Raw genomic sequence first — 19,428 nt, forward strand, 5'->3', positions numbered from 1 at the left:
GTAGCTATGTGTGGTTGCCTAATTGGTTTCCTGCGATGGCTTTGGAGGAATTGTTTTATGCTGCGAAGCGGTGATGACTATCTAAAAGCCTTGCGGGATGGGCGCCGCGTGTATGTGGGCAGCGAGCTCGTCAATGACGTCACCTCGCATATCGCCTTTCGAAATACCGCCCATTCTTTTGCGGAGCTGTATGATCGCAAGCGGGCGCAGGAAAATCTCGAGGCAATGTCGTTTGAGGACGGCGGCGAACGACACTCAATCTGGTTTCTCAGGAGCAGAAGCAAGGATGATCTGCGCAGGCGCGCCGAAGGGCACCGCCGCATTGCGAAATGGTCCTATGGTCTACTCGGAAGGTCGCCGGATCACGTTGCGAGCTTCGTTGCGGGTCTAGCCATGCACTCAGAACTGTTTGAGACGAATCGGAAGGGCTTCGGCAGCAACCTATTGAACTATTATGATGAATTAAGGCGCAAGGATCTGTTTGCGAGTTATGTCGTCATCGCCCCGCAAGGCGCCCGAGATCCGTCGCTCTATCAACGCGAGGGCCGTCAAGTTCCGAGCCTGCATGTGGTTGCAGAGATGGACGACGGAATCGTGCTGGAGGGCGTCAAGATGCTCGGGACCGCGGCAATCTTTTCGGACGAAACTTGGATCGGGAACCTGTTGCCACTTTCACCGGATCAGAAGCACCAGGCGGTGACCTGCGCGGTGCCGCTGAATACTCCGGGGGTTAGCATCTGGGCTCGCAAGCCGTTCGAACGCCATGCAGTGAGTGCCATCGACAATCCGTTTTCGTCCCGGTTTGACGAGTCGGATGCCATTGTCGTGTTCGATAAGGTGAAGGTGCCATGGGAGCGTGTGTTCTTGCTTGATGACGTTGTCATGTCGCGCGAGATGTATTTCAAGACGCCTTCACACGTCATGGGCAATCATCAGGCCATTATCCGCTTTCACGAAAAGCTGAAGTTTATACTGGGGATCGCGTACAAGGCTGCTGAAATTAACAGCGTCGCGCAAGTTCCGGCGGTGCGTGACACGTTGGCGAAGCTCGCGGCCGCCGAAGCGGGTTTAGGCGCGATGATCTCGGGACAGATCGAGGAGGCTGAGACAACCTCGACCGGGTATGCCTATGTCAACCGGCGGCAGCTTTACGCGGCGCTCCATTGGTGTACCAACAATTATCACAGCATCGCCGAGACGGTGCGGGAGCTGCTTGGTGCCGGCCCGTTCCAGATGCCGGCCGATGCCAGCTTCCTCGACGATCCGGCGTTGCGCGAAACCTTCGAAACATATTGGTCTGTCGCCGATACGACGGCCGTCGACAGATTCAAATTCATGAAACTGGCGTGGGATTATCTAGGCTCCGAGCTGGCTAGCAGACACGGCCAATATGAGCGTTTCTATGCCGGTCCGCAGTTCGTTAATGCACTATACAATTTTACGAACTGCCCGTGGAACGACCGAAAGGGCGCGGTCGAAGCCGTAATGAATGAGATGAAGATCCCTGATAAGGTTCCTAGCCCGCAGTTGAATACGCGGATCGCGGGATGAAGGCGCCGAATTTTAGCTATGTGAAGCCGAAAGATTTGGTGGAGGTCTTAGCCTTACTGGAGCAGCATGGGGGCTCTGCCATGCCGTTGGCGGGCGGGCAGAGCCTTCTCGCGATGCTCAATCTTCGCCTTTTGACGCCAGATCTTCTAGTCGATATCGGCGACCTGAACGAACTGAAGAACGTTGCAGTCGAGCAAGACACCGTCAGAATCGGGCCGCTCGTCCGCCACGTCGAATTACTCCGCTCTCCGCTAATCAAGCAGCATCTTCCGCTTTTATCGAAAGCTATTGCGCATGTTGGGCACGTCGCTATTCGCAACAGAGGGACGATCGGCGGGAGCCTCGCCAATGCTGATCCGGCCGCCGAACTGCCGGCTTGCGTAGTCGCGCTCGGTGGTACGCTCCTGTTGGAAAGCCGCAGCGGGCGGCGCGAGGTGGTTGCGTCAGAGTTCTTCAAAGGGCTTATGGAGACCGACTTGAGACCGGGCGAGCTCATTGTCGAAGTTAGGCTGCCCAAGCAGAGCACCACGAAGCGCTGGGGCTTTTCAGAAATAAGTCGCCGTCACGGCGATTTCGCGGTCGTCGGGCTCGTTGCGCTTGCTGATATTGTCGAAGGCCAAGTATCAAATGCCGACCTGGTGTATTTCGGCTGCGCCGATAGGCCAAAGCAGGCGATGGGCGTATCAGCAGGCTTGCAGGGCTGCAGATTGCCGCTGTCGAAGATAGAGTGGCTGCCCGACGCCATTCAGCATGATTTGACGATTTTAGATTCGCCCGGATGGAAGGCTAAAACGAAGCTACATATCGCCGCCGTGTTGACAAAGCGCCTGTTGCATACGATGAACGCGTAATGCGCCGATCGATCGCGATACAACAGTCCAAAGGGGATTACGTTGCGCTCTCGTCAACCTATTCGGAACGCCTCGGCTAAAGTAATCTCTCGGAAGAGGGTCGCTGCACGGAAGGCTCTGATATCGCATAAAGTTGCCGAACCATCAGCGCGCTCGCTCGATGAACTACCGCCAGATGACGCTGTTTTGCGCGAATTCGTCTCGGATTTTTATGCCGCAATGTCGCTGATGCGGAATGTGCGGCGCGCTTTGGCAAGCACTGTTAAACTAAGCTCAGCCGAATGGTCGGTCATGTTGGCGGTTTGGTATCTGGGGCGTAGCGGCGAAACCACGGTGCGTGATATCGCCGATCACCTGCATGTGGCAGCCGCGCATATGACAGCTGAGATCGGTAAGCTCGTAGCGGCCGGCTTGTTAGTCAAGCGAGCGCATCCAACAGACGGACGCGCTGTGGGAATCCACATGACGAAAGCAGGACAAGACATGTTTCGGCGCATTAGTCCCATACTACGCGAAGTCAATGACGATCTGTTCGTCAGAATACCCTATGCCGATATGGTCATCGTGCACCGGTTCTTACGTAGCATTATTGCTCAGGCCCCCGCCGCCGTCCGGGTAGCGGAGCGCTACCTGCCGGAAGATAAGGCGACTTAAGCCAATCGACATCCGGTCGAAGAAAAGTGTCGCCGCTCCGGCCACGTTAACGAAATGAGGCTTTTCTGGAGTGGCTTAGCGAATGCGTCTGTTATTCCCCGCCGATCTTTTCACCCTCGTACTCCTCGAGAAAGATGTTGGGACGAAGGAACATAGAAAGCACCAGCGCGCCGTGCGGCGAAACCGCGTGATGGCGATGTCCTTTCGGACGCCAAACGTAGTTGCCCTCGCGGACTTCGCCCTCATCATCCATGATGCTACCTTGTAGCACATACGTTTGTTCAATCTCGACATGCTCATGCAATGGTAGACGGGTGCCCGGCTGCCAGCGAAATAATGCCGTCATCAGGCCCGTTTCCTTATCCTGCAAAAGGATCTTAATATCGATGCCCTTGGCCTGGGTCGGCTTCCAGGGCAACTGGTCGACATCGACATAACGGGATTGCATCGGGCTAAGATTATCTTCGTTCGCCAAGTGAGGCGTGTGCGCGGTCAGCTTGCTGTCGCTAGAATCCATCATCGTAGCCTCGCCGTTTGATATTTTACTATGAAACATAGTCATTTCTATTTTGTCAAGCACATCACATGAATTTCGCCCGTTGGCTACGAAACATTGGCCTCATTTTTGGCGGGACATGTTTTCGTTTCTGACGACGGTACGCAGTCATCGCGGTGATTGATGCAATCATCACGCAAGATCGGTTTGTGTCCAGCTGAGTGATCTTTTCTCGCAGGCCGATGTGATCCAGAAAACGACCATGGCGAAAAAAACCGAAACGATCACTGCAGCCCATAGAGTCTCAATCTCGCGCATTTCGCCGGATTCAAGAATCAGGTTGCCGAGACCTTTCGATCCCGTGATCCATTCGGAAAGCATTGCCCCCAAAATCGCGCTCGCGCCAGCGACACGCAAACCCGCAAAAAGATACGGAAGAGCAAACGGCAATCTCACCATTCGGAGGGTTTGCCAACGAGACGCGCCGCAGACGTGCAGCAGTTCGAGCGCGTTGCGGTCTGCGTTCTCCAGCCCGCGCACCAGATTCACCAGCAGCGGAAAGAACGACACAATGGTGACGACAGCCAGACTCGTCGCGATTCCTCGTCCCAATACGAGCATCATGACCGGCGCGACGGCCGCAACCGGCATCGATCGAAAAATCATCAGCAGCGGCAGGGACATCTGAGCCACGTTGCGACTGACCGAGAAACACAGTGCCACGCCGACTGCAAATACGGTACTCGCCGCCAATCCGAGAGTTGCCGCCGCGAGCGTGACACTCGCTTGTCCAGCGATCACAGTCCAGTTCTGTCGAGCGGCCCGCAACACATCGAGCGGAAGCGGCACAAGGTATTTTGGAATCCGAAATCCAATGACGGCCAGCTGCCAGATGCCGAGGAAAAGGCAGATACCCAGGACGATCTGAAGACTACGCTTCAGCAGCAAACGTGAAGCCGGCCAACTGCTGGAACTAGTCCGCAAGGCTGACCTCGTGGTTCCAGGAGACGACGATGCGTTCCAACACGGCCCAAATCCCAAAACCTCCGCCGGCCAGCAGACAGGTCAGGGTAACCGAGAGCCAGACCTTGGGAGGATCGTATGAGAAAAGCGCATACAACATCATCGCACCGACGCCCTGATCGGCACCGGCCCACTCGGCAGTTATCGCGCCGAGCACGGCGGAGGGCGCCGCGATCTTCAGGCCAGCAAACAAATAAGGAAGCGCGCTTGGAATCTGAAGGTAACGCAGTGTCTGGAGGCGCGACGCGCAAAGCACGTGCATCAATTCTCGCTGCTTTGCGTCGGAAGCCTGAAGCCCCTGAATCGTACCCACCAGCATCGGAAACTGGCTTGACAGTGCAGCTATCACGATCTGCACTTCGGCGCCCGTCCCCAACCAAAGCGCAAGCAACGGCGCCGTTGCGATGATCGGGATGCTGTGAATGACCACGCCGACGTTATAAATTGGACCGTATAGGGCACGCACCGAGACTGCGATCGACGCGGATACGATGGCAACACAAGCGGCAATGGCATAGCCGGTTGACGCCTTCCACGCTGTCGGCAGCAGATTGCGGGTCAGCAGCGCCGGATTTTTCCACGCCTCCCAAAATACGTCGGACGGTGCCGGCAAGAAGACCGGCAACAGGTGAACTCGTTTGGCAAATTCAATCAGTGCCACGAGAAGGATACAGGCTGCGATGGGTCGTAAAGCCGCACGGAGTCCATCGAACGTCGTCCACGGCATCAGTAGGCCTCGACCGGCCGGTTCTGCTCTCTGGCGACCGGCCGCTCCTGACTAAAAAGTCCGTCCCGTACCGCGTTCACACAGTCGAAGAATTCGGGACTGCGCATCATCTCCAGGTCCCGCGGTCGCCGAAGCGGGACGTCTATCACGGAGGTGATCCGTCCCGGTCTGGCGCTCATGATGTGGATCTGGTCGGACATGAAAACAGCTTCAGCTATCGAATGGGTAATCAGGAGAGCAGTCGTCCGCGCCTCGGACCAGATACGCAACAATTCCAGATTCATCTTTTGCCGCGTTATCTCGTCCAACGCACCGAACGGCTCATCCAAAAGCAGAATGTCGGGATCCAGTATGAGCGCACGTGCAATAGCGGCGCGTTGCTGCATTCCGCCGGAGAGCTGGTTCGGCAAGGCATCGGCGAAACCTGACAAGCCGACCAGTTCGAGCAAGTCCGAGCTGCTTCGTGACGAACGCCGCTTGCTGTTGCGCCCGACGACGTCGAGGGGAAGTTCGATGTTTTGTCGAACCGACCGCCAGGGAAGCAAGGTCGCCGCCTGGAAAACGAATCCCAGAGCATGAGCGTGCCGGGCAACGCGCGGTGTGTCTCCGCCAAGTGTGATGGATCCCGCGTGAGGTTTGACGATATCGGCAACCAGACGCAGAAGCGTTGACTTGCCGCAGCCGCTTGGCCCGATGATTGCCGCGAATTGTCCAGCCTGTACTTTCAGATCGACTTTCTCGAGCGCGATAACGGGTTCTCCGCGGCCATGAAAAACCATCGATATCTGCTGGATGTTTATATCGCGGGACATCACGAAACGGCGCGTTACGTGGACAGCGCGAGATCGATGAACGATGCATCGCAGAGGTCCGCCGACTTCATGTCGGTCTTTACGATTCCGGCCGTGCGATAGACGTTGATCATCTTGTCAAAGAGCGGAACATCGAGGGCAAGCAAACCATGCGTGGCCGCGATTCCGAACTCGATGTACGGCTTGCTTTCCTTGATCTCCGTGAGCTGTGCCTGATAGTCGAGTCCCGGCGCGCCGTATTTTTCGACCATCAATTTCGCGGTGTCTTCCGGGTGGGCAAGCGCCCAAGCGTGCGACTGCACCGCACCTTTCAGGAAATTCACGACCAGCGTCTTGTTGGCGGCAAGAAAGTCCTCCCGGCCGTAGATCGTCACCGTCGTCTCCGGCAAACCGTAGTCCTGGGTGTTGATCGCATAGATGTCGACGCCGCGCGACTTCAACATGACACCCTGATTGGTTATGTATCCGCAATAACCGTCGATCTGACCACTGACCAGGGCGGTCGGATCGGGTGCGGCCGGCACGATGTTGACGTCGTCGGCCTTCAGGCCGGAATTTGATAGCATATAGAGAAGCAAAGGTCTGGCTGACGTCGGAACGGCTATAGTCTTCCCTTTGAGCTCCTGAGGCGACTTGATAGGTGTCTTTGCGAGACTGATGATGCTGTACGGGCTCTTTTGAAACACGGTGGCGATAACCTTGATCGGGATTCCCTTGTCTCTCGCGACAATCAGCGGACCAATCGGTCGATCCCCAAGTTGCGATTGTCCGCTGGCAACGTTGCCGATGGGATCAACGTTCGGGCCGCCGGAAACGAAGGTCGCATCGACGTTGAATTTCTTGAAAAAGCCCTGGTCGACGCCCGCGAAAAAGCCTCCGTATTGTATGCTCTTGATCCATGACAGCTGAAACGAGAGAGGCCTGACCTCTTGCGCGAAAGCGGATGTTGTCGCCCCGAACGTGCGGGATATAGCCCATGATGCTGTTGCCGATATCCCCAGCTTCAAAGCACTACGGCGATCGAGGGCAAAAGGCATGGCATTCCTCCGTTTAAAAGATGAGCACCCGACTACCAGCAAGCGATGTGCCATTTGCGATCGGGATCATGAACAATAGTGCAGACCAGCAGCGTAAAATTGCTTCAGCCGTTCACGCAGGCGACCCGTCACTTCGGTCCAGCTTCGGAACTCCGATTTGCCTTTTCGCGCCTGCAGGTCGAGTTCGTCCTCAACCTCTTTGAGGTTTATGCCTGTGAGCTGCCCATTGCAGGCGATCTCGCGACCCGCGACGACGAGGCGGCGCACCAGGCGCGAAGTGGCTCGCCGTGCAAGGATATGCGCTTCGCTGATATCGTCCACCAGCAGATCCCCGGTGATGGCAGAGTAATCGATATCCATAAGGTCGGCCGGAGAACCCGCCGCGATGCCGTCACCTGCTTCCATGCCGGTCACGCTCCTGCGGCCGCCGTAAGAGGCCATGTAAAACAGATCTTCAGGCGAAATGCCGTCGTCGAGCGCTGCGCCACGGTGCAGCAGGTAGTTGAGGCGCAGTTCACGGAAAGCGTCTTCATCGTCATCGAAGGAAAAACCGTCCATTCCCAACGCGAGGGGAATACCAAGTCGGTGGAATTCCGTGACCGGCGCAACACCAGATCGCAGCGTGAGATTGGAAGAAGCATTGATCGCGATTGTGACTCCGCGCGCTGCGAGCAATTCCATTTCGTTCTCGCGGAGCCAAACGGCGTGCGCCACGGACAAACGTGGCGACAGCATGCCGATCTCATCAAGAAAGTGAACGGGTCCTTGAGGATAAACGGAGTCGAGATACTCACGCTGTTGGCGCGACTCTAGCAAGTGCATATGGACTCGTCGTCCGGAAACAGCTGAACTCGCTGCAATCGTCTTAAGAAGCTGGCGTGAGCACCACTCCATACCGTACGGGCCGAATTGAACGGTTACGAGGGAATTCTCGATTTTCTCGGCGAGCCTCTCTACGCTAGTGACCTGGTCGTGCGGTGTTTCAGGCACCGAGACGAGTTTTTCGCGAATTAATTGACGGTCGGGCGGCGCAAGGCCGGCCAGCAATTTCTCATCTGGACCGTAGCCGAGCGGATTAATGTCGCGCAAAGCGACTGCGATGCCGACTCTGACCCCGACCGCTTGGGCGGCGCGGGCAACAACTCCCAGCTCTTTCGAGACGCGCGAGCGATCAACCGGCCGCGTATAGTGAATCATGATCGCTCCCACGCCGCCCAGGACCTGCCGTCCCAGAGCGACCGACGCAGTCAGGTAAGGATCAACTTTGGGAATGTTGGTCATGTGTGTAAGCCACAACTCGAGAGGAAGGTCGAAGCCTCCCAGAGCAGTTGGCCTGATCGCACGCACATGGTCGTGCCCATTTGCCAGCGGAGGCATCACGAGATTCGTGCCGGTCGGACATGATTCGATGGATTTAATCCGTTCTGCATCGATCGTTATCTGCGAAGAGACGCAGCATTCACAACCCGACCGAGCGACGTCGAAGATTTTCCCTGAAAATCGAAGCATGTGAGGTTGCTATTTCTTACTTCCGAGCGGAAGTGCTTGCTTGGCGTGACATCACCAGCACGCCGGCACGAATCTGACGCAGCTTGATGTTCGAAAGTGCCGATATCCGAATCATGTCACATCACATGCGCGCCTGGACGTTCACGAGCCCTTCTGACTAAAGCGGATCCAGCATCGCGGAGAGTCGGTTCGTACTATAAGTAATGACCCTGACAGTGAACTTAACAGTGCTAAATTCTCAATCGAGCGATGCCAAAAAGGCGCCGCTCGAGGGCGATCTGTTTTCGCCTTGCCCGGTATTGCTTTTGAGTGCGAAGAAATTGACGGCGTGCCATGGGCGGGCGCCAATGGATTTCATAAGGTATTGAAATTTATGAAGAAACGGAAAGGACGGTACCAACAGCATACCAACGTCTCTCGCGGGCGAGTTCAGCTGAACTTCCAATCCCGGTGCCTTAGCGTTAAGCTCATATCGGTCCATCGGGAATGCGGTGGTGAACAGTTTCGATATCGCCTTCCAGGCGATGCATAATCAGACGACGGAAATCGAACTTGTCTCCTGCCAGTGAAGTCGTCGTCGCTATTCCGGACATCATCTCGAATTCGTACTTTCCCGCGATCGCGGCGGTCGAGATGGGGTATTTCCGCGAACAGGGCATCAGCGCCTCGTTTCGGCTGATTGCACCCGTGGAGCGAGCCTACGGCGCTCTGTCCGCTGGGGAGGTCCAATTTGTCGTCGGATCGGCTCATTCGATGCTGTCCGCCTTCCCGAATTGGCGAGGCGGAAAACTTCTGTGCGCGCAATCCCATGGGCTGTACTGGTTTCTGGTGATGCGTTCGGACCTGAATGCCAAAAAGGGGGACATCAACGTCGTCAAGGGCAGGCGAATTGGCGCCGCGCCCTGGGTCGGCATGACATTCAAATACCTGCTGTTCAAAGCGGGCATCGACATGGAGAAAGACAACGTCGTGGTTCAGCCCGTCGCATCTTCTGTCTCCGCCAATGTCAATTTCGGGCTGGCCGCAGCCCAGGCCCTTGAGGACGGCGAAATCGACGGCTTTTGGGCTAACGGGATCGGCGCCGAAATTGCGGTCCGCAGAGGGCTAGGCACGATCGTTCTCGACGTTCGACGCGGAGATGGGCCGGTTGGCTGTTTCGACTATACGTTTGCCTCTGTCGCAACGACCGACCAACTGATCCAGGACACGCCAGAGACGGCAGCCGCGGCCATTGTCGCGGTTTCGCGGGCCCAGTCCGCCTTGAAGGCCAATCCCGAGACGGCTTTTACCGTTGCCGAGAAGTTCTTTCCCGCGGCGGAGGCCGCGATGATCGTTGACGTTCTGCGCCGCGACCTTCCATTCTATCAGACGACGATCACGCCCGCCGCGGTTACCGGGATCAACGAACTCGCCCGGCACATGGGGCATTTGACGGCGGAGGTGGACTTCGACGATGTCGTGGCTCCGGCATTCACGCATTTCTGGAGCTAGAGCGTTTTCTCGGCGCGACCCGGTTTCCACTTCGCTTGAAACACCTTAGTCGCGCGGTCGAAACATCCGTCGTATCGGTTCGATCAGCGCTGACAGTCTTTCCTTTGCGAGATCCCTCAGCAGCGAGCCGGCATAAAAAGGCTCGCCGGACACGACCTCCTCACCACGATCACTTAGCTTCGCTTCCACATTTGCCGCAAAGGTCTCCAAAATCCTTTTGGTCAGATCCTCGACGACACGACTGCGGCCGAATTGGGCGAGCTGACCCGTCGTCAAGGCACGAATTTTCAATTCGACTTTGGTGGCCGGTCCGGAGTCGCGCGCCGATAGTCGATATTCGATCTCGCCGCGGGCGCGCGAACCTGCATTGGCATCCTGGCCACCTCCCAGGATCCGTCCGCTATAAGTTTCGTCGTTGCGCTCGATCTTCGCCGCACCGGTGAAGGAGGCCAAAATCGGCCCGAGCTTGACGACAAATTGTCCCTGCACCTGGTTGTTCAAGGGCGGCCCATTCAGCCGAGTGCCGGGCAGGCAGGACGCGACGGCCTCGACATCTGCGAAAAAGCGCCAAACCTCCTCATGAGGGCGGCCAACTTCGAACGACTGCACGATCGTGATGTTCGGTTTTTTCGAACCAAGGCCGAAGCTGGTAAGCTCTGATACGGAATCAGCCGGCTGCGGCAGCTGCTGCGAAGCAGGCGCGATGGCTCTTGCCGCGTTTTTCTGCTGCGGTGGCCGCGAGCCGACCGGAGCCAGCGGCAGCTCGCGCTCGGCTCCGGCAAGGTTTGCCAGTTCGAGCTTCTCCGCCAGCACGCGTTGCACAGCGCGGACGATCCCGGCATATCCGGTGCAGCGGCAAAGATTTCCGCTCAACTCGAGGCGGATACGGGCTTCATCCGCATCGGGGATTCTCATTATGATATCGCGCGCCGTGACCAGCATGCCGGGCGTGCAGAATCCACACTGCAAGCCATGCTCCAGCGAGAACGCCCGGCGCAACCTCGCGGTCACGGCATCGTTCTCCAGGCCTTCGATGGTCACAACCGAAGCGCGTTCGCAAAGGCTTGCATAGGTGATGCAGGATCTGGCCGGCTGGCCATCGATGAGGACGGTACAGGCGCCGCATACGCCTTGCTCGCATCTCAAATGCGTGCCCGTCAGTCGTAGTTTGTCACGCAAGAGATCCGCCAAATGCGTCCGGGGTTCGACGCTTTCGACGATCGTCCTGCCATTCACTGTGAGTCGAACATGTTGCCTGATCACGACATGGCCCGCACGTACGCCCGCTGCATCACCGTCACCAGCTGGCGACACGCAACGGGATCGGTGATACCGCGCGCCGTCAGCAATTCCATGACGGCCGCCTCATCCAGTTCGACGCCGTTGCGGCGTTGCAACGAGCGAAAATCCCGAATAACGATCTGCCTGCCTTCGGTGGCGCCAAACGCCATGCGAAATATCGGCCGCTCCGGATCGATCCTGATCGCACCGGCGGCCATGGCGAACTCACCGGTCTTCCGACACAGTTTCTCGTAACCCCATTTCCCTTGCGGAGACAGGCGGGGAATCCATATCGCGACCAAAATTTCGTCATCGTCCAGGGCGTTTTCGAACGCGCCGACAATGAATTCATCGACCGGCAGGGATCTGCGGCCACGCGGCCCCGTAATGATGCAGGAAGCTCCGAGTCCGCAAAGCGTAACCGGCCAGTCCGCGGCCGGATCGGCATGACAAACACTGCCGCCGATGGTGCCGCGATTGCGCACCGCGCGATAAGCGATATTGCCAGCGATCGCCGGAAGCATCGTCAGGCCTTTGCAGGGCAATTTCCCGTCTTCGATGCTTGCCGTGGTCACACAGGCGCCGATCGTAACGCCCTGGTCGTCGTCTTCGACCTTCGTCATCTCGGAGATGCCGGTCACGTCGATGAGAAGCCGTGGGCGGACCAGACGGAGGTTCAACATCGGTCCAAGCGATTGGGAGCCTGCGACAATGGATGCCTCACCCGCCGATGCAGCCAGTAGCTCTATCGCTTCCGCGACGCTATTTGGTCGCTGGATGTCAAATGCGGAAGGCTTCATTGGATGGTCTCGCCGGTCGGGTCTGACGAAACTCCGTTCTGTAGCGCCTCCAGAATTCGTCCCGGCGTAATTGGAAGTTCATAAATCGCGGCGCGTTTTGGTCTCAAGGCATCGTTGACCGCACAAAGCAGAGCGGCCGGCGGTCCGACGGCGCCTCCCTCGCCGATTCCCTTGACGCCAAACTCCGTATGAGGCGACGGCGTTTCCATATGGAATATTCGCACGTTCGGTACTTCGGTTGCGCCGGGCAGAATATAGTCGATCAAGGTCGAGGCTAACGGCTGGCCTTCCGCGCTGAACGGCGTGGCTTCATAGAGGCAGGAGCCGATTCCCTGCGCGGTGCCGCCGCAAATCTGGCCGTCTACGATCATCGGATTGATCATCGTGCCGCCATCCTCAACAACGATGTAATCGAGAATTTCGATCAGGCCTGTGGCCGGGTCAACGGCCACGACAGCCCCATGGGCCGCATAGCTGAAGGTGCCGAGGTCGCTGCCGGCGCGATAGCCCTCGACGACTTCGAGACCGCCGCGGTCAACGCCGCCAGGTAGATTCTGCGGCTGCAGATACCAGGAACGCGCGACCTCCCGCAGGCTTATGCTGCTGTTTTGGCCGGACACCCGGCCGTCGGCGACCGTGACATGAGCGGGATCCTCCTGGAGGAGCCACGCGCCGATCGCGGCTGCGCGGGTCGCAATGATCCTTGATGCCGCGGCTACCGCACCGCCGCCCATCACGATTCCCCGCGATCCCCAGGTCGCCGTGGAGTAGGGGGTGTTCAGCGTATCGCCTTGCATGACTTTGATACGGTCGAAATCGATTCCCAGGACTTGATGGGCGATCTGGGCAAAGGTGGTCTCATGTCCCTGGCCATGGGAATGAGTTCCGACTTTTATTTCGAGGTCGCCGTCTACCGTCAGCTTGACGCTTGCCTGCTCGTATCCAGGCACGATCGGTCGTCCCCAGGATGCCATCACTGAGGTGCCCATGGCGCCTTGCTCGACGAAAAACGACAATCCGACTCCGATCAGACGGCCATCTGGTTCGGCGCTCCGTTGGCGCTCGCGAACCTTGTCGAGACCGATCTTCTCAATGGCGAGGCGCAGGCATTGCGGATGATCGCCGCTATCGAACTGTTTTCCCGTCGCGTCAAAATCCTTCATCTGCCAAGGATGAACCATATTCAAGAGCCGCAACTCGGTGGGCTCCATGCTGATCTCATGCGCAATTGAATCCATGCAGGCCTCAATCGCGAGGCAGACCCCGGGGCGTGCGACGCCGCGATAGGGAAGAATAGGGCATTTGTTCGTGGCGACAGCGGTCGCCCTGCAATGATATGCGGGAATAATGTAAGGGCCGGGGAGGAGATTTGCGATTTGTGCAGCTTCGACGGATGATGAGATGGGATAAGTGGAATAAGCGCCGGCATCGACATGAGCCACGCAGTCGAGCCCCAGGATCTTGCCGCTTTGCGAAGCGTAGCAGGTGATATCGTAATGATGTTCCCTGCAATTGGCATTAGCACTCAGGTGCTCACGGCAATCCTCCAGCCACCGAACCGGATGGTCGACACGGCGGGCAAGCCAGGCGATCGCGACTTCTTCGCAGCTCAACAATCCCTTGTAGCCAAATCCACCGCCGACATCAGGAGATATCACCCGGATGTCGCCGTCCGGAATACCAAGCGTCTCGGACAATCCGGTCTGCACGCAGTGTGGGAATTGCGTCGAGCTGATAATGGTCAGAAACTTGAGCCGGGCGTCGCGATAACCGATGACGCCGCGGCCTTCCATCGGGAACATGCAATGCCGTGATGTCCGGATACGAAGCCGGACCTTGACGGCCGCGGTTTCCGCGACCTTCTCGATCGCAGCCTCGCGGCGGAATTCAACGACTGCGTTGTTGTCCCATTCCTCGTGAACCAGTGGCGCGCCATCGCTGCATGCCTCCAGCATGTCGACGACGGCGGGTAATTCGTCGTATTCGACGACCACGGACTGCGCTATATCCTCGGCCTCTGCACGCGTCGGCGCGTAGCAGATAGCGACCAGCTCACCCACATAGCGCAGCTTTCCGCTCGCCAGAATTGGCTGGAATGACCGCTTGAAATTCTTGCCCGATGGAGCCGACAGAATGGGATTGACCTCCGAGAGATCGGCCGCGGTGAACACGCAGTCGCGGAACTCATCCAGAATTGTTACGCCGGTCAGTTTCGCATGAGCAACCGGACTTCTGACAAAAGCAACCTCCTGCATTCGGTCGAGCCAGATATCGCCGACGTATTCGCCACGGCCGCGCAAAAAGCGATCGTCTTCCTTCCTCAGGACCGATCGCCCGACTCCAAAACCCTGCAGTTTGCCATTTTCGTTCGACATAAATCCACAAGCCTTAGGCAGAGGTGAATCTGCTGAACGCCTCGATCCGAATCGCGAACCGAAACCGAGCTCTCGCCCGCGAATACTGGCCGCCGGCGCGTCGACGAACATGGTTTCGGCGGCATTGATAATTGCTTTTCATGTCCGGGTGATCGGGTTCAAGGTCGCAAAAAAGCCGAGCGTTTCTTGCAAAAAATCGTCAGGACAGGTTTGCGATGCGGCGTGACCACCCCATGGCAGCGATGCGAGTGTCGCTTGTGGAATGTTGGCCGTGAGTTCTTCAGAAAGATACAGCGGCGTCAGGGTGTCATCCTTGGCGCACAGCACTAGGGTAGGCGCCGCGATGTCCCGCAGTCGCGACCGCCGATCGAAAGCTACGATCATATCGATGCGGGCGGCGAGAACGGCCTCCGTCGCCGAGGTCGCAAGCAAGCGCGCGATCAGTGCTTCCAACCGAGCGGCATCGGCGCTGATCCATGACGGAGGATACAGGAAAATCGCGCTGGCCCGTTGATAAGACGCGATGCCCGATCCCTGGAGGAGGGCTTTTCTGACCTCGAAGCACAATTTGAAAAAGGGATCAGGACCGGCCCAACCGGCGTACAATACCAGCTTCAACACGCGTTGCGGATGATCCTGCGCAAGGATCTGACCGACCGCCGCGCCGGTCGAATGCCCGAGAAAGTTGGTCTGCCGAATTTGAAGGTGATCCATCAGGGCGACGACGTCGTCGGTCAACGCTTCAACCGTGTGACTGACGCGGTTTCCGTGGCTGTCGCCGGTGCACATGTGGTCGTGCGTGACAACGGTGAAGGCGCGCGACAGCGCCGGGACGAGGTTCTCCCAATAGTGCCGCGAACCGCCAAGGCCCGTAACCAAAAACAATGGTGGGCCTTGCCCGACGACGTCGTAAGCGAGCCTGCCGTCCGGGCGATCGAGGAATTGCATCTGGTCAGCCCTCCGCGAAGGCTTTCAAGGAATTTCCATGGAGAGCCGTGATGATCTTTTCGCTGGAGGTGACCCAGCCAAAAAATCGCGTCACGTTGAACACCGTCGCTTCAAAGATCGCATCCGAGCCGGCCTGCATCGTTGCGTCGGGGATCATCAGCGCAAAGAATTCACGATGATAGGCATCCCGCAATGTTGCCTCGACGCAAACATTGGTATTTACGCCGACCAGAATGGTAGTCGTTATGCCCCGCGCACGAAGCAACTGTTCGAGGTTGGTGCCCGCAAAGCCGCTGTAACGGGACTTCGGAATGACGAGTTCCCCGGCTGCGGGACGCATGGGTTCGACGAAATCATGGTCCCAGGTGCCATGGGTGATCAGCTGGCCACGCTCGGCTGGATTGGCCCGCATATATTTCAGTGCATTTGACTTGTGCCAGACCGGCGCCATCGGGCCTCCGGCTTCTGTCTGAAGCGCGTCGAAGCCGTTTTGCAAGTGCACGACGAAAATGCCTGCGTGCCGCGCCGCCGCCAGCACGGCGGCAGCCTTGTCGATTACCGAAGGGCTAGCGCTGACATCGAACCCCACGCGGTCCAGATATCCGCCCGCCGACAGATATGCGTTCTGCATGTCGACCACGATCAGGGCCGTCGTCGTCAATCCGACCGTCAGACTTTCCGGCTCCGCCTCGATCGTAAAGGCGTTGGGGGCACGTGAGAGTACGATCGGCGATATGATGGATTCCGGCATGGATCAACCCCCATATCTTTTGAGCGCGAGCGTCTCGACCAGGACGATCAATCCGTACAGGATCAATCCAACAACGCAAAGGACGACGATTGAAGCGAAGATTAAAGTCATTTCGGCCTGCGAAGCCGCAAACAGGATCATGTATCCGAGACCTGCCTGAGCCGTGATGAACTCTCCGACGATGACCCCAATCATCGCAAAAGTGATGGCGATCTTGAGTCCCGCGAAAACATGCGGCACGGCGGCCGGAAACCGTACCTTGGCATAAATGCGGGATTCGTCGGCGCCGACCGCTTTGCAGAGCCGCAGCAGATCTCGGTCGACGGACATCAGCCCGGTCAGCGTCGCCACCACCACTGGAAAGAACGAAATAAAGACCGCGAAGGTGATGCGCGACGTGCTGCCGATGCCAAGCCAGACGATGAACAACGGCGCCAGCGCGATCTTCGGTATCAGCTGGAACATCACTATGTTCGGATAGAGCGCATCGCGTATCAGGCGCGACTTGCAGATGAGTGTCGCAATGAAGATTCCCAGCGCCGCCGAGATCAGAAAGCTGACGATTGTCTCGATCGTTGTCGGAACCGCATGGCCGAGCAGAAAAGGCAATGTTTCCATTAGCCGGTAAGCAACCGCGGACGGTGCGGGCAGCAGCGTGTTCGGGATATGCTTGATCCGAACCACCGCTTCCCAGCATCCAATCACGATAGCCGCAGCGACTACAGGCAAAACGAGCGTGCGTGCCTTGTCGCGAATTGCAGCCAGCGACGGCCGCTTCGGCATTACCTGCGGACGCGGAAGCAAGTCGAGTTTGTTCACGATGCCCGTCACTGCACACTCGAGGTCGAGCGAAGAATCGAGCTCTTGAGGTGTAAATAGAGTTCGTTGAAGCGCGGATCCGCTTCTATCGACGGATCTCGGGGGCGCTCGAATGGAATCCTGACATCTTCAATAATGGTGGATGGGCGCTTGCCCATGACGATCACGCGGTCCGACAGGAAAATCGCCTCACGAATCGAATGCGTGATAAAAATAGCGGTCTTTCGCGTCGTATCCCAAATCCGCGCCAGCGCGTATCCCATCTCATCGCGTGTAATCGCATCCAGCGCACTGAACGGTTCGTCCATCAGGAGGATGCGAGGATCGTTCACGAGTGCGCGTGCCAGCGCAACGCGCTGGCGCATTCCACCCGACAATTCACGCGGCCGCTTGTCGCGAAAGGCCCACAGATCGACCATCCGCAACAGGCTTTCCGCTCGTGCGCGATTCTCCGGAGATACGGCGCCGCGCATGTCGATCGGGAACAGTACATTCTCGAGCACACTGCGCCATGGCAGCAATGTCGGATCCTGGAACATCATGCCGGCAGCGATCTGCGGCCCCGAAACCGGTAACCCGTCAAGAGTTATGGTGCCGGATGTGGCCGCTTCCAGCCCGGCGATCATCAGCATCAACGTGCTTTTGCCACATCCTGACGGACCGAGGATGGCGACAAAATCGCCGCGCGTAATCTCGAAATCGGCTTCGGCCACGGCTTCAACCGGGCCGGATGGTGTCTCGTAGATCTTGCGAACGTGGGACGCGGTGATCGCTTTGAAGGATTCGACGCCGATTGGCATGACGTCAGCCGAGGATTGCGGCATATTCTGCGACGTTCCTCTTTACTTTCATCCATTCGTCCGTTGAGAGCTTGACCGAGCCCACCAGTTCATTGGTGAAAAGTTCACTGACGACCGGCTTCTTGGCATCTTTTGGAGCGCCGAATTCCATCACAAGGTCGACCATCTCGCCGGCCTTGGTCATGTCGGTATAGCCGATCGAATTAGTTTGGGCTTCCGGCGAAATCACGGTGTAGTGCATCAGCCCTTGTGAAATCCTTGCGTTCTCCTTGCCACCGCCGGTAATGCCGATCTCCGGAATCTCCTTCAGGAAGATATCGATGCCCGCTTCTGGATCTTTCAGCGCGTAAGCCAGCCCTTCGGTCAGCGCGTCGTTGACGGCGCGACAAAGTTCCTTGTCCTTGGCGAGAATTTCCGGCCTTGTCACAACTTGGCCGGCATAGAGAGCTATTCCGGCGTTGCTCCAGAGCATAAAGCGGACTGGTTCCTTCATCGCCATGATTACCGGAATGCTGGAGCTGCCGATCGCTGTGATCGCATCGACCTGTTTATTGACCAGGCCCTGCTCAACGACGCGATTGTCCATCTGCACCATCGTAACCGTCGAGATGTCGACACCAACTTTGCGAGCGAAGGCCGGCCAATACGGCGCCTCGGCCGATGCCGGCACAGTGCCGATTTTTTTACCCTGAAGGTCCTTCGGGGTCTTGATCGGGCTATCGCCACGCATTGCCATGCCCATCAGGGCATCATATCCCAACGTCGACAGCGCTACGAGCGGCAGGCCGCGCGCCGCGCCGAGAATCGTGCCACCGGCAAATATGAAGCCGAAGTCAAACTCTCCGGCGCCCACGGCCTGCGCAGCGGCCACTGAACCGAAGCCACGACTGATCACGATGTCAATGCCGCGTTTTCTGAAAAAGCCCTGGCTCTTGGCAACATAAACGAAAAGCGAGGAGCCGTTGGCGAGCCATGGCAATGTCAGCTTGACGGTTCGCGCCGACTGGGCGATCGCCGGCGCCGCAAAGTTCGCGGCCGCTCCGCCGAGGGTTAGTCCCGCCGCAATCCCAAGCGCCGAGCGACGGCTCAATCGAGCTTGCGATATAGAGTTTCTGCGATGCGGATCGTCGCTCATGACTGGTTGCCCTTTGGATTAAGATGCTATCGTGGAACGTTGCTCAGTCGTTGCGCCAGAAGACATCGTGCCGGCTCCCTCGCGTTCTGGCTGACCGTGACGCCCGATAAATCACGAAGCGTACTGCGTTATTTGATGCAAGCGCCGTGCCAATTTTTGAGCAGTTTTGATCGCCGCGTGGGGCCTGTTTCGGTAGGCTCGCAAGCATCTCATTGCTGCCATTGCAATCGGTCTGCTGTAAGCGCTGGCCACACGATCAAGCCATCTGATAGTCGGATACCAGAGACCGCGCATTGAAGTATCGCGGAACCCATACTGGGGCCTCGTCACGTCGGGCTGTTTCCGATTTGATCGATGACCGTCGGCGC

At 57.8% G+C, this 19,428-nt stretch carries 18 protein-coding genes; 4 read left to right on the forward strand and 14 right to left on the reverse strand.

What is annotated here, in order from left to right:
* Window positions 1-57: 57 nt before the first annotated feature.
* The 3 genes from ABSE61_RS10755 to ABSE61_RS10765 all read left to right on the forward strand — a co-directional run bounded on the left by ABSE61_RS10755 (window position 58) and on the right by ABSE61_RS10765 (window position 3,056).
* Window positions 58-1,551, forward strand: a complete 1,494-nt coding sequence (locus ABSE61_RS10755; RefSeq protein ID WP_423871080.1) for a 4-hydroxyphenylacetate 3-hydroxylase family protein — start codon at window positions 58-60, stop codon at window positions 1,549-1,551.
* A complete protein-coding gene (locus ABSE61_RS10760; protein ID WP_423871081.1) occupies window positions 1,548-2,402 on the forward strand; it encodes an FAD binding domain-containing protein in 855 nt (284 codons plus the stop codon). The genes ABSE61_RS10755 and ABSE61_RS10760 overlap by 4 nt, the downstream gene beginning before the upstream one ends.
* Window positions 2,403-2,588: 186 nt before the next feature.
* Complete coding sequence (locus ABSE61_RS10765) at window positions 2,589-3,056, forward strand: MarR family winged helix-turn-helix transcriptional regulator (protein ID WP_423871082.1); 468 nt, start codon at window positions 2,589-2,591, stop codon at window positions 3,054-3,056.
* A 91-nt stretch (window positions 3,057-3,147) separates the two neighbouring features.
* On the opposite strand, the gene ABSE61_RS10770 is transcribed toward ABSE61_RS10765, so the two are convergent.
* From ABSE61_RS10770 to ABSE61_RS10795, 6 genes are all read right to left on the reverse strand, one after another.
* Window positions 3,148-3,576: a cupin domain-containing protein gene (locus tag ABSE61_RS10770; protein ID WP_423871083.1), complete on the reverse strand. Its 429-nt coding sequence runs from the start codon at window positions 3,574-3,576 to the stop codon at window positions 3,148-3,150.
* 168 nt (window positions 3,577-3,744) lie between these two features.
* Window positions 3,745-4,401 (reverse strand): ABC transporter permease, encoded by a 657-nt coding sequence (locus ABSE61_RS10775; RefSeq protein WP_423871169.1) that lies wholly within the window; start codon window positions 4,399-4,401, stop codon window positions 3,745-3,747.
* 124 nt (window positions 4,402-4,525) lie between these two features.
* Window positions 4,526-5,302 (reverse strand): ABC transporter permease, encoded by a 777-nt coding sequence (locus tag ABSE61_RS10780; RefSeq protein WP_423871084.1) that lies wholly within the window; start codon window positions 5,300-5,302, stop codon window positions 4,526-4,528.
* Window positions 5,302-6,081, reverse strand: coding sequence for an ABC transporter ATP-binding protein (locus ABSE61_RS10785; protein WP_423871085.1), 780 nt, complete (start codon window positions 6,079-6,081; stop codon window positions 5,302-5,304). Before ABSE61_RS10785 ends, ABSE61_RS10780 begins: the two co-directional genes overlap by 1 nt.
* Before the next feature lie 47 nt (window positions 6,082-6,128).
* Window positions 6,129-7,151, reverse strand: a complete 1,023-nt coding sequence (locus ABSE61_RS10790) for an ABC transporter substrate-binding protein (RefSeq protein WP_423871086.1) — start codon at window positions 7,149-7,151, stop codon at window positions 6,129-6,131.
* Between the two features lie 66 nt (window positions 7,152-7,217).
* Window positions 7,218-8,660, reverse strand: a complete 1,443-nt coding sequence (locus ABSE61_RS10795; protein WP_423871087.1) for an amidohydrolase family protein — start codon at window positions 8,658-8,660, stop codon at window positions 7,218-7,220.
* A gap of 552 nt (window positions 8,661-9,212) precedes the next feature.
* Between ABSE61_RS10795 and ABSE61_RS10800 the strand changes: the two genes are divergently transcribed.
* Complete coding sequence (locus ABSE61_RS10800) at window positions 9,213-10,151, forward strand: ABC transporter substrate-binding protein (RefSeq protein WP_423871088.1); 939 nt, start codon at window positions 9,213-9,215, stop codon at window positions 10,149-10,151.
* A 45-nt stretch (window positions 10,152-10,196) separates the two neighbouring features.
* Here ABSE61_RS10800 and ABSE61_RS10805 read toward each other — a convergent pair whose 3' ends face one another.
* The 8 genes from ABSE61_RS10805 to ABSE61_RS10840 form a co-directional block, all read right to left on the reverse strand.
* Window positions 10,197-11,414: a xanthine dehydrogenase family Fe-S subunit gene (locus ABSE61_RS10805; protein ID WP_490338368.1), complete on the reverse strand. Its 1,218-nt coding sequence runs from the start codon at window positions 11,412-11,414 to the stop codon at window positions 10,197-10,199.
* Window positions 11,411-12,232 carry an FAD binding domain-containing protein gene (locus ABSE61_RS10810; protein WP_423871090.1) on the reverse strand — a complete coding sequence of 274 codons (822 nt, stop codon included), beginning with the start codon at window positions 12,230-12,232 and terminating at the stop codon, window positions 11,411-11,413. The genes ABSE61_RS10805 and ABSE61_RS10810 overlap by 4 nt, the downstream gene beginning before the upstream one ends.
* Window positions 12,229-14,607: a xanthine dehydrogenase family protein molybdopterin-binding subunit gene (locus ABSE61_RS10815; protein ID WP_423871091.1), complete on the reverse strand. Its 2,379-nt coding sequence runs from the start codon at window positions 14,605-14,607 to the stop codon at window positions 12,229-12,231. Before ABSE61_RS10815 ends, ABSE61_RS10810 begins: the two co-directional genes overlap by 4 nt.
* 138 nt (window positions 14,608-14,745) lie before the next feature.
* Entirely contained in the window at window positions 14,746-15,555 is an 810-nt protein-coding gene (locus tag ABSE61_RS10820) for an alpha/beta fold hydrolase (RefSeq protein WP_423871092.1), read from the reverse strand.
* 4 nt (window positions 15,556-15,559) lie between these two features.
* Window positions 15,560-16,306, reverse strand: a complete 747-nt coding sequence (locus ABSE61_RS10825) for an isochorismatase family protein (protein ID WP_423871093.1) — start codon at window positions 16,304-16,306, stop codon at window positions 15,560-15,562.
* 3 nt (window positions 16,307-16,309) lie between these two features.
* Window positions 16,310-17,125 carry an ABC transporter permease gene (locus tag ABSE61_RS10830; protein ID WP_423871094.1) on the reverse strand — a complete coding sequence of 272 codons (816 nt, stop codon included), beginning with the start codon at window positions 17,123-17,125 and terminating at the stop codon, window positions 16,310-16,312.
* A gap of 8 nt (window positions 17,126-17,133) precedes the next feature.
* Entirely contained in the window at window positions 17,134-17,949 is an 816-nt protein-coding gene (locus ABSE61_RS10835) for an ABC transporter ATP-binding protein (protein WP_423871095.1), read from the reverse strand.
* A complete protein-coding gene (locus ABSE61_RS10840) occupies window positions 17,930-19,015 on the reverse strand; it encodes an ABC transporter substrate-binding protein (RefSeq protein WP_423871096.1) in 1,086 nt (361 codons plus the stop codon). The genes ABSE61_RS10835 and ABSE61_RS10840 overlap by 20 nt, the downstream gene beginning before the upstream one ends.
* Window positions 19,016-19,428 lie beyond the last annotated feature (413 nt).

This window comes from Bradyrhizobium sp., assembly GCF_049519115.1.
Lineage (GTDB): Bacteria > Pseudomonadota > Alphaproteobacteria > Rhizobiales > Xanthobacteraceae > Bradyrhizobium.